The sequence below is a fragment of the Shinella sp. WSD5-1 genome (assembly GCF_963942435.1).
In the GTDB taxonomy this organism is placed as follows: Bacteria; Pseudomonadota; Alphaproteobacteria; order Rhizobiales; family Rhizobiaceae; genus Shinella; species Shinella yambaruensis.
In genome coordinates, this window is the sequence record NZ_OZ012596.1 from 1740091 (window position 1) to 1754934 (window position 14844).

Below are 14844 nucleotides of genomic sequence, written 5' to 3' on the forward strand. Positions count from 1 at the left end.
CCAACGGCGCTCCTAAGGCTCCACGATGTCCAGCTCGGCGGTGAAGGTCGTTCCATTGCTCCCGTCGAAGGTGTGGGTACCGTTGAGCTGGTTGACGACGCCCCGGATCAGCCGGCTTCCCATGCCCTGTTTGACGGCCTGCGGATCGAAGCCGATGCCGTCGTCGTGGACGGTGAGCCGGGCCCGCCGCCCCCCGATGGCCGTGAGCACGATGGAGATCCGGCCCGCGCGGCCGTCCGGAAAGGCATATTTCAGGATGTTGGTCAGCAGCTCGTTCACCAGCAGGGCGAGCGGGGTCGCATTGTCGGTGGAGACGGCGAGGTCGTCGATCTCGTAGGTCACGGTGACGGGCGCGCCGTAGGCTGCCATCAGCTTCTCGACCACCGAGGTCAGCAGGTCCCGCGCGGACAGGCGGGAAAACTCATCATGCCGGTAGATCTTCTCGTGCACCGCGACCATGGAGGAGATGCGGTCGACCAGCGATTGCTGGACCTCGTCCGGCAGGCGCTGGAGCTGGATGATGCTCTGGACGGCCTGCAGGTTGTTCTTGACGCGGTGATGGACCTCGCGAAGGAGCAGCTGGTTGTCGGCAAGGGCGTTTCTGAGCAGCTGGGATTGTGCCGCATCGCGCTGCCGCAGATGGCGGATCCACTGGCCCGCGGCCAGAAGGCTGACGCTCGCGAGGATCAGCACCGCGATCGCCACCGTCACGTCCCGCCGGAAGCGCTGGATGCCGAAATCGTAGTCGGCCGAAGCGAGCGCGATGAACCTCGCGCCATCGACGGTCCGATAGGCGACGATGCGGTGGGCACCGTCGACGGGCGAGATGGCGTCGTAGGTGCCGGTCGGCGCCTTGGGCAGGTAATCCGTGAAAAGCACGTATTTGCTCATGTCGAGCGGCCCGTCGGCGAGCGGATAGCGGGCGACGAGCTGGCCGTCGGACCGGGCGAAGCTGACCGTGGAGTTCGGGCCGAGATCGACGGCCTCCCAGACATCGGCGAGGACCCTGACCTCGAAGGAAACGACGGCGGCGCCGGCGAACCGGCCGTTTCGCTCCAGCCTGCGGCTGAAGGCAAAGATCTGCTCGCCGTTGAGGCGGCTGATCAGCAGGCTTGAGACGTGCTGCTTCGCGCCCTTCGTCAGTTCCGAGAAATACGGCCGGTCGACGATGCTGATCGGCTTCACCATCGGATCAGTCGAATAGAGGGTCAGACCTTCGCCATCGACCACATAGGCCTTCACCTGGCCGGGAAGGTCCGCGACGGCCTCGTCGATGTTTCTGACGCTGGTGGATGCCGGCGGCGTGATGTTCTCGCCGAGCGCTTCGTCTATGCGCTGCAAGGCCTGCCGCGCCAGGGAATCGATGAGGGACACGTTGCTCGCGACGATCTTGGAGGCGGCGACGGCGCGCTCCTCGGTGCGGCGAACCGCGTCGTGATAGCTCGTGTTGAGCCACAGGCCGAGCATGAGCAGCAATGAGACGAACATCGCGACGATGATCATCGCGGCCGCCCTTGCCAGCGTGAAATGGATGTTCAGCCCGCGCGGCACCGCTATCCCCCAAGTGCGTCGGCCAACCTTAACCAGAAGGGTGAAACATGTCCCGGCCTTTCGTCAACCGGACACGGCCGGTCATCTACCGTACTGTCGTCCCGGCAGGGCCGGTGGAGTCCGCACCGGTCCGCGCCGGCGAGACGTTCGGAACAATCGTCCGGTCCTCCCGTTTGCCTGATATCCCGGGAGGCACGCATGGCCATCGACAATTCGGTTCATCTGGAAGGCAGGATCAATGCGCACCGGCGTCTGCTGGTGGAGCTGGTCTCGGTGGTGGCCGCCATTCCCGAAGCGCGCGAGGCGCTGGTCGCCATGGCGCGCGACAATGAAACGGTCATCGACCACGAGGAGGACCCCGGCATCGAGCCCGATGCCGCCTTCGCCGCCCAGCAGATCGCCGACGACGAGATCAGGGGAATCCTGAAGGCCGCGATGGCCCGCCTCGAAACCAAGCCATGAGGATAGAACGATGGGAGTGATTGAAAAGATCTCCGGATACTTCAAGCAGTTGGCCGGCGAGGTCACGGGCAGCCAGGCGCTGCACGACGAAGGCCGCCGCCAGGCGGCGGATGGCGGCTATCGCGAGGAAGACGAGCAGGTGGTGCCCGTCGTGTCGCGCACGGTGCCGGGCGCGGGCAGCGTCGTCTCGGCGGAGACCGGCCGTGAAAAGGTCATCCATGCCGACGCCGTTCCGCAATTTACGGTCTCCCAGGCCGGCCGGACCAATGACGGCGTCTCCAGTGCGAAGCCGCGCGTCATCACCGGAAGCGACGATGCCACGGCGCACCGCACGCCTCCCGGCATGGAAACGCCGGGCCGCGACTGGTCCGCCGGCTTCGACGAAAACGCGCCGCGGCAGGATATGCCGGCCCCCGTCGCCGACTATTCCGACACCGAGCAGTTGAAACTCTACCGCCTGGTGCCGATTGCCGCTGCCGGCGACACGAACTGGGACATCGCGCCCAACCAGGGCGAGGTGGTGGTGCGCGCCCGCTCCAGCGGCGATGCCCGCGTCGTGGCCGCGGAAGCCGAGCTCGACTACATGGAAATCGACGCCCTGCCGGGCGATGGCAATTCCACGACCTCGTCGAGCGCCTTCCGCAACGAGAAGCTCTACACCGTTCTCGACGAGAGCGATCCCGCCTATCCCGTCGAAGGGCCGCGCGAGGTCGTCGCCGGCACGGTCCGCGTCGACAATATCCGTCCCACCGAACTTTGAGGAGGTTGTCATGACCCGGAGCCAGTCCGCCCGCACGGCCGCGAAACAGCGGGATATCCAGGAAGAGGTCGCCGAGGCCGACCGCAAGGGCAGGGACGAGGAGCCGAAGGCCATGCAGGCCGGCGCGCGCCTCTATCCCGTGCCGCCTTTCCCGAAGCAGCACCAACCCAAGCCCGGCCACGAGGCGAAGCTCGATCCGCAACCGATGTACGACGCGCCTTTCTACAAGGGCTCGGAAAAGCTGGCGGGCAAGGTCGCGCTCATCACCGGCGGCGATTCCGGTATCGGCCGGGCGGTCGCCGTGCTCTTTGCCCGCGAGGGCGCGGACGTGGCGATCTGCCATCTCGCCGAGGGGCAGGATGCGAAGGACACCATCGCCGCCGTCGAGGCGGAGGGCCGGCGCTGCATCGCCTTTGCCGGCGACGTCAAGGACAAGGCCTTCTGCGCGCGGACGGTGAAATGCGTGGTGAAGGATCTCGGCAGGCTCGACATCCTCGTGAACAATGCGGCCTTCCAGGTTCACACGAAGGATATTCTCGACCTGTCCGAGCAGCATTTCGACGAGACGCTGAAGACCAATCTCTACGGCTACTTCTTCATGGCGCAGGCGGCGGTGCCGCACATGGAGCCGGGTTCGGCCATCATCAACACCGGCTCGGTCACCGGCCTTGAAGGGTCCAAGGACCTTCTCGATTATTCGATGACGAAGGGCGGCATCCACGCCTTCACGCGTTCGCTCGCCGGCCAGCTCGTGCCGCGCGGCATCCGGGTCAATGCGGTGGCGCCGGGGCCGGTCTGGACGCCGCTCAACCCCTCCGACAAAGAGGCCGGGGACGTCGCGAAATTCGGCGCCAACACACCCATGAAGCGCCCCGCCCAACCGGAGGAGCTGGCGCCTGCCTATGTCTTCCTCGCCTCGCCGCAATGCTCCAGCTACATCACCGGCGAGGTGCTGCCGATCATCGGCGGATACTGAGGGCATCCTCCCAAGGGATGCCACGCCGTGCGGCGCGTTGCGGTACTGGCGCATGGCTGAAGCAGGGCTCGACGAAGGGGCCCTGCTACCGGTCCCGCTCCGGGTCGGACGAAAGAAAATCCTCGGTAAGGAGCAATTCCACCTGGGCGGAGAAGCGATGGCCGAGCAGCGTGAGCGAAGCGTCATGCGTCTCGTCGGCCCCGCTGCACACCGCGTCCTTTAGGATGATGACGCGGTAGCCGAGATCGATGCCCCCGAGCGCCGTCGCGAGCACGCAGACATCCGTCTCGCCGCCCGTGATGACGAGCGTATCGACGGCCTGCATCGCCAGCCGGGCATGCAGCCGGCCATCGACCCAGGGCGAATAGGTCTGCTTGTCGAAGAGCGTCGCCGGCGGGCAGTAGCGCGCAAGCTCGGGAACGAGGGCGAGCATGGCGGGGGGAAGATGCTCGCCCGTCATCATCTGCCATTTTTCGTAGTAGGTCCGCCACATGCCGTGCGCATCGGAAGGGCGGGCCGGCGGGCAGAACCGTGAGAATATCGTGCGGGCGCTGTGGCGCGCCGCCACTTCGACGACCTGCGGCGACACCGCTTCCAGCCAGGCGACCCGCCACGGCGTGTCCTCGGCGAACATTCGCTGCATGTCGACGCAGATATGGCGCCAGTTTCCGAACATGGCGGCACTCGTTGCAAGGGGCTCGCCCGATGGCAGGGCGCGGGCAACGGGCCGGCGCGCGGCCGGCCCCCCGCCTGCTCAGGCTGCCTTCGACTTGCCTTCGCGGTTCACCTTCGCTTCGGCCAGCCGGGTCAGCGCCTGGTCGGTCTTGCTTTCCTCCGAAAGCGTCTGGTCGAGCAGCTGCGCCACGTCCTTGTGCCCGAGCTGCAGGGCCCAGGACTTCAGCGTGCCGTAGCGGGCGATCTCGTAGTGCTCGACGGCCTGGGCGGCGGCCAGCAGTCCCGCGTCGAGGGCCGGCGATTCCTTGAATTCCTCCAGGATCTCCTGGCCTTCCTCGAGAATGCCGTCGATGGCGGGGCAGGTCTTGCCGCGGGCGGGCTTGCCGAGGATCTCGAACACCTGGACGAGCCGCTCGACCTGGCCTTCCGTTTCCTGCAGGTGCTTGTCGAATGCGGCCTTCAGGTCCTCGGCCTTGGCGCCGCGTCCCATCTTCTTCAGCGCCGCGATGATCTTGCGTTCGGCGTAATAGATGTCCTTGACCCCGTCGATGAAGAGGTCTTCCAGTGTCTTCGTGGGCATTGCAGTCTCCTCGTTGGGAATGAGCCGTTGATCGGCCCGGGATTGAACAAGGCAATCCGGCGATTGTTCCTGAAGATCGGGCTTCTATCGGAAGCGGGCCGGCCGGTTTGTCAGGTTCATCTGGATTTCGAGCCGGCTCGCGAAACGGCCCACCAGCCGCACGAGCTTTCTGGTTTCCCACTCGCTGATGCGCTGAGACCGGCAATAGGCCACGACGTCGAACACCTTGCGTGCCGGCACCGAGCGTTTCTTGTCGAGATGTTGCATGTTCTCTCCCCCGCTATCGTGCCAGTCAAATGTGCGCGGGGAGGGGATGTTCCCGTCGCGCCGGTGATCGTACGGAACCGTACGTTCCGTGGCGGGGCGGCCCTGCCTCATGCGCGGCCTCACGCATAGCGAGGTGCCGCGAAACCGACGGCTCGTCGTCTCGGTACGATTCCGTACGAAGCCGGCATAAGCCGGCGCTTTGCTTCATCTTGCCCCCTTGCCGTGCCACAGTCCGCGCTCCCGGAAGGGAGGGCGCAATCGCCGTCCGGCAGTTGGACGGAGCCTCAAGCTGCTCCGTTGCCAAGGCTCCCCCGAGCATTGGCCGCCCGTTCGCTTCGGCGACCGCGCACATCCAAGGAACGTTTGCTTCCCTTCGACATTGTCCAGCCAATCCAGGAGGTGGCAATGGGACGTTATTACTTCAAAATCCAGGATCAGGACGGCGTGCTCCAGCCCGATCGGGGTTTCGATTTTGAGAATCTGGCGCAGGCCAGGGAAGAGGCAAAAACGCTTCTGGCGGAAATGGCGATCGACGGGCTGCCCAACGAGCCGATCGACAGCATTTCCGTCGAGCTGCAGGACGCCAACCGCGTTCCCATCATCACGTTCCGGCTGATTCTGGAGGCGATACCGCACGGCGCCCAGCAGTTGTGACGCCGGGCCGCAACCAGGAAGGACACGCTACGCTTCCATCCCCTTTGTCCGCTTCCGTACCGACGCCCGGCGCCGGGTTGTCTCGCCGATTTTATGGTCATAGATGGACGGCCATTGACTTTAGGAGAGACCGAAGCCTTTGGCAGATATGCGGTCGCTGAACCGCATAGGATCGTTGGATGGCAGACGTTTGGCAGGGCAGGTTCCGGAACAACCTGCTTCGGCGTTTACCGGAAACGAGCCTTGAGCGGTTTGCCGGGCGGCTGGAACGAATAGAGCTTCCCCGCTTGTACCAGCTTTCCTCTCCCCATCAGCCGATGGAGCACGCCTACTTCTTCGAGAACGGGATCGCGTCCGTCGTCGTCCGGTCGCCGGAGGGCCAGCATAGCGAGATCGGCATCATCGGAAGGGATGGCATGTGTCCGACCTCGGCTGTCCTCGATGTCGATGCCGATCCCTTCTCCATCCACATGCAGATGCACGGGCAAGCCTACCGGATTCCCGTTCCGGACCTGAAGGCGGTTCTCGCGGAGGATCGGGAGGTTCACAGGCTGCTTTCCCGCTACACCCAGGCGCTTGCCGTCCAGCAGGCCTATACGGCGCTGTCCAATGCCGTGCACCATATCGACGAGCGGCTCGCGCGGTGGATCTTGATGTGCCACGACCGGGCGGACGGGTCGGATATCAGCCTGACGCACGAATTCATGTCGATCATGCTCGCCGTCCGGCGCCCCAGCGTGACGACGGCGCTCCATGTGCTGGAGGGCAAGAAGCTCATCTATTCCGAGCGCGGCGTCGTCAGCGTGCGCAACCGCGCCGGCCTTGAGGCCTTTGCGCGCGATGCCTATGGCGAATGCGAGAAGGAGTATGAACGGCTCATCGGGACCATCGTCTCGCGATCCGTTATCTGAGCGCCTCGCTGAAGGGGACGCGGGCCACCAGCCGCCCCCGTTCGTCGGCAATCTCGCAGAAGCGCGTCTCGTCGACCTGCCCCTTGCGGACGTCCTCGGCCAGTATCTCGCGGGCTGCAAGCCGCGCCTCGGCCAAGGCCGCCTGCACCGTGTCGAAATCCGCGCCTTCCCGATCCTCGATCCGTTCCGTTCGACTGCAGATGTGAAAGAAGTAGCGGGTCATGTTCGCCTCGGGACAGCTTTGGCTCTCCTACTGACTGATGAAGCCGCGAAGTGTTCCATTCTCTTTTTGCCGGCGTCTGTACGCTATCGTACGGCAACCTCCGCGAGCCCGCTTCGTTTCTTTGGAAACGGAGGAATGAATGGACGCCCTGGTCTCCAAGCCCGCCGCGCAGACGGTTCACGCCGCGATCGAAGCACAGTTGCCCGCGCTGAGGCGGTTTTCCCAGCGGTTCACCCGTTCGGCCAGCGACCGGGAGGATCTCGTGCAGGAGACGGTCATGCGCGCGCTCCGGTCCTCTCACCAGTTTTGCCCGGACACGCGACTGCGCTCGTGGCTCTTCACGATCATGCGCAACACCTTCAACACGGAATATCGCCGCCGCTGCCGGGAACCCGTCGGGCTGGACGACGGGCTGTTCGAGCGCGCCAGCATTTCGGCGCCGCAGGAATGGGCGGTTCGCCGCAGCGAGTTGCGCTCCGCGCTCAGCCGTATCCCGCCGCGCTCGCGCCGCACATTGCTACTCGTCGCGATGGGGGTCAGCTACATTGACACGGCGCGGCTGTGCGCGTGCGAGATCGGCACTGTGAAAAGCCGGGTCAACCGCGCGCGAAAGATGCTCGAGGACGAGATCGGCCGTCCCGGCGCGTTTTGACGGGAACGACGCGGCGGAGGATCGCCCCTTCCTTTCCGGATGAGGTCCGCCGAGCGGCACGCGCGGGAACAATGGCCGGCCTGATCGGTTGGATCTGTCCCCTCCCTGCAGCATTGAACGAATGGAGAAGACGATGACCGATCGCAAGCGAGCTTCCGGCGAAGAGGATTTCCGTGACCACGAGGAGCGCGACATCCGGGATGGCTGGCCCTATCCCGACGACGATGACGCACGCCGGGCCGGACAGAACGCGCCCTACGGAACACGCGGCGCCGATCCGGACCAAGCCGACAACGGGGGTATCGAGATCACCGCCGATCCCGAGGCGCGGGATGTCGACGGCGCACCGCTGCCGTTTGCGGAGGAGACGGACGACATCATCGCGGACGACGATCTCGAGGCGCGGATCCTGGAGGCGCTTGAAGAGGATGAACGGGTCGATCTGGCCATGCTGGATCTTGCGATCCGCGACGGCATCGCCATCCTCGACGGCGCCGTCGACAGCGAGGAGGACCGTCGCCATCTGATCGGCTTCCTGCGCCGGGTGAAGGGCGTGCGCGATGTGCGCGCGGACGGGCTTTTGACGCGGGGCGTCGACAGCCACGTTCCCCGCGACGTGACGGAATAGGCCGGGCTTCTTCGTACGATATCGTACCGCATTCCCGCTTTGAATCCCGCAAGGACGGTCCTAGAATCCACGGCTGTCACGGAGAGGAGGCGGGCGTGGGCAGCTACACTTCCAAGGGAACGTTCGAGCCGGAAGAATTGGGCGCGTTGAAGTCGGTCTTCGATGAATTGACCTCGCAGCCCTGGTTCGATGCCTCGCAGGAGGCCAGGGAGAGCTTCGCCAGATATCTCTTCGAGACGTTCCCCGCCGTCACCTTCGATCCCGTCAGGCACCGCTCGATCATCGAAGCGTCCGCCCGCATGTTCTACACCAGGGACGACATCTAGCCCGCGGGCTGAAACCATCGCTCTCCTTCTGCGTTGCAAACCTGATCCCCGAAGAAGAGGAGAAGGTGCCATGTCCGATGACAGCACGAAGACCATGTGGGCGATATTCGCGACCCGGGAGGCCGCCGACCGGGCCGTCGAACATCTCGTGCAGCAATGCGGGATTGACCGTGCCGATGTCTTCATCGAGCCGGACACGCACGCCAACACGGCCGGCGTGGAAGCCTCCGGTGGCGATACCGTGCGCGCCGATGCGCCGCTTCATGGTGAGATCCGCGTCTCGGCCGATATCGCGCGCACCGATCTGCTCAAGGCCGAGCAGGCCTTTCGCCAGGCCGGTGCACGCAGCGTGATGGCGCAATAGACCCGGTCAAACCCGCAAGGAGGCCATGATGGCTATCATTCCGAACGAACCCAATCCCGGCCCCAACCCGGTGCCCGACCTTCCCCCGATCGGCGAGCCGACGCCGCCGATCAAGGAGCCGGAGCCCGACCGCCTGCCGGACGAGGAGCCCAATCCGAACCCGGACGAGAACGACGACCCGGCCAAGCAGGTCGGCCGGCGGTAGGCCTCAATCCGCCGGTTTCCGTCCGGCGAAATAGGCGGCGAGAGGGGCCATGTCCTCCGCTTCGAGGTTGGCGACGGCTTTCGCCATCACGTCCCTGAACGGACCGCCGCCGCGGCCCTTCCCGATAAAGAGCTTCAGCTGGCTTTCGAGATAGGCCGCCGGCTGGCCCGAAAGGCGGGGAAAGGCGGGATTGGCCCCGGCCTTGTCGTGGCATGACAGGCAGGCGGGAATGCGTCGGGCCGGATCGCCGTTCAGGGCGATCGTCTCGCCGCGCGCCGCGTCCTCCCCGGATGTCGATTGGCGCAGGCGTGCGGGCTGGGCGGCAAAATGGCGGGCGAGCGTCCGGCGTTCTTCATCGTCCAATCTCTCCGTCGCGACGGCCATGATGCCGCTCGCCCGCGTTCCCTCCGCATAGGCGAGCAGAGCCTGTTCGAGATAGGTGGCGGACTGGCCGGAAAGGTCCGGAATGAGGCTTTGCGCATCGAGCCGTTCCGGTGCGTGGCAGCCGTTGCAGGTCCCGATGGCGTCCCCGGTTCCTGCCGGTCGCGTTTCGGCAAGGCCGGCAAGGCTGCGATAGGCCTCCGCGTCGAGCGCCGGATAGCGGCGCAGGAAGGCGACCATGGCCCAGGCTTCGTCCTCGCGCCCCGCGGCCGGCCAGGCCGGCATGCCGGTGAAGCGCACGCCGTGCTGCACGATCTGGAACAGTTCGGCATCGCTCCAGCCGGCGATCTTGTCCTTGAGATCCGGCGGGGCGGGCAGCATGTTGCGGACGCTGTCCGGCCGCGGCCGCGCCGGCGAGCCGTGACAGATGGCGCAGCCCGCCTCGAAATGGCCCGCCGCCATCGGCAGCATGCCCTCGGTGAAGGCTGGGACCGGCGTTCCTATCGCTGCGGTCCTGACCGAGGACCGCATCACCCAGTGCAGGAACCAGTCGGTCGCCTTCCAGTGGCCCGTGCTCGCGCCGACGCCGATAATGCCGGACCAGGCGACAAGGAACGCGCCGAGCGCGCCGGCCAGCACGAGGCCGAGGATATGCCTCCAGCCGATCAGCATGGCGGCCTCTTCGCCGGAAGCGCCTCGTCCTCCCGCAGGACGCCGGCAAGAAGCAGGATGCCTCCGAGGAGGTATGCGAGCGCCCCGACCATCAGCATGACGACCCCGCCGAGCTGCTGGTCGGCGGCGGCCGAGAGGGGGATGCCGAAACAGGTGACGTCGCCGCCGCCATAGAGCGGGCGCGGGGCGAGCGCCAGCAGCACGCCGAGCAGGGTCATGTGCATCGAGGTGAACAATAGCCCGGCCGCGCCGGCAAGACGGCCGTCCTTCGGCCGGAAACAGGCGTGCCAGAGCAGGACGCCGGCAACCAGGAAGCTTGCCTGTTCGACGAGCGACAGGGCGAGGCTTCCATCCGCGATCCTCCGCAGGGCAGGCAGATGCCAGAACCAGACGACGACGAGCTCGACGAGCGAGGCGAGCATTGGGCTTGCGCGGATCACGCCCGGCAGTCGATCGAGCCGCGTGTCGCGCAAGCCATAGGCGACGAGCGGCGCGGCAACGGCGACGATGCCCATATGGATGATCATATGGGCCGTGAACGAGCCGCTGCCGAAGCTGGCGAGGAGCATTGCGCCGAGCGCGGCGAGAAGGGCGAGGCCGAGGAAGCGCGCGAGGCTCTTCATGGCTGGCACGCCCCGATGAAGACCAGCGGCACGGCGACGAAGAGCACAGCCACGAAGCTGAGGCCGGAGAGGAGCAGCGTCGCGAACCCCTGGAAGAGCAAGCGGTCCTTGCGGGTCGGTTCGTCGTGCGGCGGATCGCCGGACCCGAAACCCCATTGCCGCCAGGCCAGCACGGCGGAAAGCACGATGCCGGCAAGGGCGGCGAGGGTGATCAGGCCGAGGGCGAGGCGCATCGTGTCGAAGGAGAAGGGAACGGTGCCCGCCTTCGCGCAGGTGACGGCGGCGGTGATGTAGCAGGCGAGGAAATGCAGCGCCCAGATGGTCGGCGCCGTGAAGAGGGTCCAGAGGCTTTCGATTTCCTTGGGGATCAGCCGCATGGATCACCTCAAAACCGGAAAGAGGCCGAGGACGCCGAAGGACGTGACCGCCGTGATGACGAGGAAGTGCCAGTAGAGCACGACATTGACGAGGTCCATGTCGTGGCGCGCGTCCATCCGGCCGGCAAGGCTGCGCGCCAGGCAATAGAGCTGCATGACGATGCCGACGCCGCCATGCACCACGGTCCACAGGGCGACGACCCAGACGATGGCCGGATAGACATGGGCGGTCGGGTCCATGCCGGTGAGATAGGGCCCGGCAAGGCCGGCGCCACCTGCCGCAAGCGTCAAAAGCAGGGCGGCGAGGAGAGAAAGGCGCGTGGCGGCCGGCCGGTCGCCTTCGTTGAACCTGCGCGCCAGCAGCATGGCGAGCCAGGCCAGCGTGAAGAGGCCGGCGGCAAGGAGCGGCCAGAGCATGCCGGGCCCGGCATGGCCGCCCGTGAAATCGTCATGGATGGTCCAATAGAAGAAGTAGCCGAACATCAGGCTTGCATAGGCGGTGCCGTCGCCGGCCATGGTGATGAACATGGCCCACCAGCCGACCGATTGCGGTCCGGACGTATAGAGCGGCAGGCTCTTGCCGAGGCCGACGTCGCGCATCTCCTGCCTGGGGATCACGGCGGTGCCCGTCCAGAGCCAGGCGACGATGGCGGCAAGGGTCACCAGCGCGCAGACGATCGTCACGATCCACCAATGGAAGGTGAGCGCGATGAAGACGCCGCCGAGCGAGAAGGCGGCGAGGATGGTGAGGATCGAGGTGCCGCCGACGCGCAGGCACTGGATCGGCTCGGCGTCCAGCACCGAGGTGACGAGCGTCTCGCGCGCGCCGTCCTTCGCGTCGGGCAGGTAGAAGCGGCCGGCCTTGATGTCCTCGATGAGGCCGGGCTGGTCCCAGATCGGATAGCGGCTCCTGATGATGGGGATGGAGCGCACGCCCCACTTTTCCTCCGGCTCGCTGATCCATTCCAGCGTGCCGGCGTTCCAGGGGTTCTCCTCCACCTTCGGCTGGCGGTGCTTGGGCCTCACGACGTCGATCACCACGATGGCGACGCCGGCGGCGAAGATGAAGGCGCCGATCGTGGAGACCAGGTTGAACCAGTCCCAGCCGATATCGGCCGGATAGGTGAAGACCCGCCGCGGCATGCCGCGCAGGCCGGAAAGATGCATCGGGAAGAAGGCGATGTTGAAGCCGGAAAACATCAGCCAGAAGGCGATCTTGCCGAGCCGGTCGGAGAGTTTTCGCGCGTCGAGCAGCGGATAATAATAGTAGATGCCGGCGACGACCGGGAAGAGCATGCCGCCGATCAGCACGTAGTGCAGATGGGCGACGATGAAATAGGTGTCGTGCGCCTGCCAGTCGAAGGGCACGAGCGCCACCATGACGCCCGTCAGCCCGCCGATGATGAAGATCGCAAGCCCGCCCGCGCCGAACAGCATCGGCACGGAGAAGATGACGCGGCCGGCGAGCATGGTGGCGATGAAGACGAAGATCTGCACGCCGGTCGGGATCGCGACCGCCTCCGAGGCGGCGGAGAAGAAGGCGAGCGAGATCTGCGGCAGGCCCGTCGTGAACATGTGGTGCACCCACAGGCCGAAGCTCAGGAAGCCGGTGCCGACGGCGGCGAGCACGATCCACGAATAGCCGACGATGGGGCGTTGCGAGAAGGTCGGCACGATCATCGCCATCAGCGCGATGGCGGGCAGGAAGATGATGTAGACCTCCGGATGGCCGAAGATCCAGAACAGGTGCTGCCAGAGCAGGGGATCGCCGCCGCGCGCCGCGTCGAAGAACGGCCAGTCGAACATCCGCTCCATCTCGAACAGGATGTCGCCGGCGATCAGCGGCGGGAAGGCGAAGAGGATCATGCCGGCGACGATGAGGAGATACCAGGCGAAGAGCGGCATCATGTTGATGCGCATGCCGGGCGCCCGGCACTTCATGATGCCGACGATCAGCTCCACCGCGGCGGCGATCGAGGCGACCTCGATGAAGGAGAGCCCGAGCAGCCAGATATCGGCGCCGATGCCGGAATATTCCTTGTCCGTGGCCAGCGGCGGATACATGAACCAGCCGGCATTCGGCGCCGCGCCGAAGAAGATCGAGCCGCAGACGAAGACGCCGCCGAGCGCGAAGCTCCAGAAGCCGAAGGCGGAAAGACGGGGGAAGGGCAGTTCCCGCGCGCCGAGCATCGAGGGCAGGAGGAAGATCGCCACCGCCTCGAAGATCGGCACGGCGAAGAGGAACATCATCACCGTGCCGTGCAGGGTGAAGGCCTGGTTGAACGTGTCGGCGGAGAGGAAGTCGTTGTCGGGCACGGCGAGCTGCACGCGCACCAGGAGGGCGAGCACGCCGGCAAACAGCATGAAGAGGAAGGCGGCCGCGCCATACCAGAGGCCGATTTCGGTGTTGTTGACGGAGGTCCAGTAGCGCCAGCCGGAGGGCGTGCGCCAGACCGCGCGCAGTTCCGCCTCCTGCGCTTTGCGCTCCTGCGTCGAGAACTCTGGTTCGGCCGCACCGCTCATCTAAGCCCCACGAGATAATCGGCCATGGCGGCGATGTCCCCGTCCGGTAGCATGTCGAAGGCCGGCATTTTCGCGCCGGGCTTGACTTTGTCCGGGTTGCGGATGAAGCGCGCGACGTTTTCGGCCGTATTGGCAAGCGTGCCGGCGCCGACTGTCTGGCGCTGCCCGAAGAAGGTGAGGTCCGGTCCGAGGCTCGCGGTCTCCGTCAGGCCGCGGATGCCATGACAGCCGGCGCAGCCGTGACGGGCGAAAAGCCGCTCGCCTTCGCTGCCCGTTGCGAAGTTCCCGTCCGCCTGCGCCCGGCGCCAGGCCGCATAGTCTTCCAGTTCCATCACGACGACGGAAAAGGCCATCAGCGTGTGGGAGGCGCCGCAGAACTCCGCGCAGGGCGCGCGAAAGACGCCAGCCCGTGTCGGCAGCAGCGAGAGCGTGTTGGTGCGGCCGGGAATCATGTCCATTTTTCCGCCCAGCGCCGGTATCCAGAAGGAATGGATGACGTCCTGCGCCTTGAGCGCGAAGACGGCACGCGCGCCGACGGGAAGGCGCAGTTCGTTGGCGGTCTCGAAGGCCGGCATGCCTTCGGCGGCGGGATAGCGGATGCGCCACCAGAACTGCTCGCCCGTCACCTCGATCGGCCGGTCCGCCGGCGCGGAATGCGCCAGCCAGGGCCGGATCGCCGGCATCAGCCAGACCGCGTAGGCAAGCAGCGCCAGGAGCACGGCGACGGGAAAGGCGACCCCGCCCCAGGCGATCAGCCGCCCGGCGGTCTTCTCGCTCCAGGGGGCCCCGCGCCGCCGTGCCGCGTGAAGGAGAAGCCCGACGACGGCGAGCCAGATAAGCGCACCGCCGGCGACCATGACGAGGAACAGCGTATAGATCGCCGCCGCCTCGTCACCCGCGGGATCGAGCGCCGACTGTATGCCGGAACAGCCGCTCAGCGGGATCAGCAGGAGAGGCAGGGCGCGTCGATGAATGGCGGTGCTCCGGGCGGTGGTTCCTGAGGGGCGATATGGCCCGCAACGCCGGGCCGGCAA

General features: G+C 66.1%; 20 protein-coding genes. 10 read left to right on the forward strand and 10 right to left on the reverse strand.

The genetic code is table 11. The annotated features are described in order from the left end of the window. Positions 1-12: 12 nt before the first annotated feature. Complete coding sequence (locus AABQ55_RS08400) at positions 13-1551, reverse strand: sensor histidine kinase (protein WP_272804690.1); 1539 nt, start codon at positions 1549-1551, stop codon at positions 13-15. Positions 1552-1749: 198 nt separating this feature from the next. Here AABQ55_RS08400 and AABQ55_RS08405 point away from each other — a divergent pair, with 198 nt between their 5' ends. The 3 genes from AABQ55_RS08405 to AABQ55_RS08415 all read left to right on the forward strand — a co-directional run bounded on the left by AABQ55_RS08405 (position 1750) and on the right by AABQ55_RS08415 (position 3749). Then, positions 1750-2013, forward strand: a complete 264-nt coding sequence (locus AABQ55_RS08405) for a hypothetical protein (protein WP_244767747.1) — start codon at positions 1750-1752, stop codon at positions 2011-2013. A 403-nt stretch (positions 2014-2416) separates the two neighbouring features. Then, a complete protein-coding gene (locus AABQ55_RS08410; protein ID WP_272807414.1) occupies positions 2417-2773 on the forward strand; it encodes a hypothetical protein in 357 nt (118 codons plus the stop codon). 10 nt (positions 2774-2783) lie between these two features. Next, positions 2784-3749 (forward strand): SDR family oxidoreductase, encoded by a 966-nt coding sequence (locus AABQ55_RS08415; protein WP_272804691.1) that lies wholly within the window; start codon positions 2784-2786, stop codon positions 3747-3749. A gap of 85 nt (positions 3750-3834) precedes the next feature. Here the strand turns inward: AABQ55_RS08415 and AABQ55_RS08420 are convergent, their stop codons facing one another. The 3 genes from AABQ55_RS08420 to AABQ55_RS08430 form a co-directional block, all read right to left on the reverse strand. Next, positions 3835-4425: a cysteine hydrolase family protein gene (locus AABQ55_RS08420; protein WP_272804692.1), complete on the reverse strand. Its 591-nt coding sequence runs from the start codon at positions 4423-4425 to the stop codon at positions 3835-3837. Between the two features lie 78 nt (positions 4426-4503). Further along, positions 4504-5004, reverse strand: coding sequence for a YciE/YciF ferroxidase family protein (locus tag AABQ55_RS08425; protein WP_244767744.1), 501 nt, complete (start codon positions 5002-5004; stop codon positions 4504-4506). A gap of 84 nt (positions 5005-5088) precedes the next feature. After that, positions 5089-5271, reverse strand: coding sequence for a hypothetical protein (locus AABQ55_RS08430; protein WP_244767743.1), 183 nt, complete (start codon positions 5269-5271; stop codon positions 5089-5091). A 405-nt stretch (positions 5272-5676) separates the two neighbouring features. Between AABQ55_RS08430 and AABQ55_RS08435 the strand changes: the two genes are divergently transcribed. Together AABQ55_RS08435 and AABQ55_RS08440 are read left to right on the forward strand one after the other, a co-directional pair. Further along, positions 5677-5925 (forward strand): DUF6894 family protein, encoded by a 249-nt coding sequence (locus AABQ55_RS08435; RefSeq protein WP_244767742.1) that lies wholly within the window; start codon positions 5677-5679, stop codon positions 5923-5925. Positions 5926-6104: 179 nt separating this feature from the next. Then, complete coding sequence (locus AABQ55_RS08440; protein WP_272804693.1) at positions 6105-6836, forward strand: Crp/Fnr family transcriptional regulator; 732 nt, start codon at positions 6105-6107, stop codon at positions 6834-6836. On the opposite strand, the gene AABQ55_RS08445 is transcribed toward AABQ55_RS08440, so the two are convergent. Continuing rightward, entirely contained in the window at positions 6829-7059 is a 231-nt protein-coding gene (locus AABQ55_RS08445) for a DUF6894 family protein (protein ID WP_244767740.1), read from the reverse strand. The genes AABQ55_RS08440 and AABQ55_RS08445 overlap by 8 nt on opposite strands. 139 nt (positions 7060-7198) lie before the next feature. On the opposite strand from AABQ55_RS08445, the gene AABQ55_RS08450 reads away from it, so the two are divergent. The 5 genes from AABQ55_RS08450 (at position 7199) to AABQ55_RS08470 (ending at position 9234) form a co-directional block, all read left to right on the forward strand. Then, positions 7199-7711 (forward strand): sigma-70 family RNA polymerase sigma factor, encoded by a 513-nt coding sequence (locus AABQ55_RS08450; RefSeq protein WP_272804694.1) that lies wholly within the window; start codon positions 7199-7201, stop codon positions 7709-7711. 133 nt (positions 7712-7844) lie between these two features. Continuing rightward, positions 7845-8339 carry a BON domain-containing protein gene (locus tag AABQ55_RS08455; protein ID WP_244767738.1) on the forward strand — a complete coding sequence of 165 codons (495 nt, stop codon included), beginning with the start codon at positions 7845-7847 and terminating at the stop codon, positions 8337-8339. 95 nt (positions 8340-8434) lie between these two features. After that, positions 8435-8665 carry a hypothetical protein gene (locus AABQ55_RS08460; protein WP_244767737.1) on the forward strand — a complete coding sequence of 77 codons (231 nt, stop codon included), beginning with the start codon at positions 8435-8437 and terminating at the stop codon, positions 8663-8665. Between the two features lie 70 nt (positions 8666-8735). After that, positions 8736-9029, forward strand: a complete 294-nt coding sequence (locus AABQ55_RS08465) for a hypothetical protein (protein WP_272804695.1) — start codon at positions 8736-8738, stop codon at positions 9027-9029. A gap of 28 nt (positions 9030-9057) precedes the next feature. Then, the gene (locus tag AABQ55_RS08470) at positions 9058-9234 is read left to right on the forward strand and encodes a hypothetical protein (RefSeq protein ID WP_244767735.1); all 177 of its coding nucleotides are present in this window, start codon (positions 9058-9060) and stop codon (positions 9232-9234) included. Positions 9235-9237: 3 nt separating this feature from the next. Here AABQ55_RS08470 and AABQ55_RS08475 read toward each other — a convergent pair whose 3' ends face one another. Genes AABQ55_RS08475 through coxB form a run of 5 tightly spaced genes read right to left on the reverse strand, consistent with a single transcriptional unit; the run spans position 9238 to position 14844 of the window. Beyond that, positions 9238-10287: a c-type cytochrome gene (locus tag AABQ55_RS08475; protein WP_272804696.1), complete on the reverse strand. Its 1050-nt coding sequence runs from the start codon at positions 10285-10287 to the stop codon at positions 9238-9240. Then, on the reverse strand, positions 10281-10910 hold the full coding sequence (locus AABQ55_RS08480; RefSeq protein WP_272804697.1) for a cytochrome c oxidase assembly protein: 630 nt from the start codon (positions 10908-10910) through the stop codon (positions 10281-10283). The genes AABQ55_RS08475 and AABQ55_RS08480 overlap by 7 nt, the downstream gene beginning before the upstream one ends. Then, complete coding sequence (locus AABQ55_RS08485; protein ID WP_272804698.1) at positions 10907-11287, reverse strand: hypothetical protein; 381 nt, start codon at positions 11285-11287, stop codon at positions 10907-10909. The genes AABQ55_RS08480 and AABQ55_RS08485 overlap by 4 nt, the downstream gene beginning before the upstream one ends. 3 nt (positions 11288-11290) lie before the next feature. Next, complete coding sequence (gene ctaD / locus AABQ55_RS08490) at positions 11291-13810, reverse strand: cytochrome c oxidase subunit I (RefSeq protein WP_272804699.1); 2520 nt, start codon at positions 13808-13810, stop codon at positions 11291-11293. Then, entirely contained in the window at positions 13807-14844 is a 1038-nt protein-coding gene (gene coxB, locus AABQ55_RS08495) for a cytochrome c oxidase subunit II (RefSeq protein ID WP_272804700.1), read from the reverse strand. Before coxB ends, ctaD begins: the two co-directional genes overlap by 4 nt.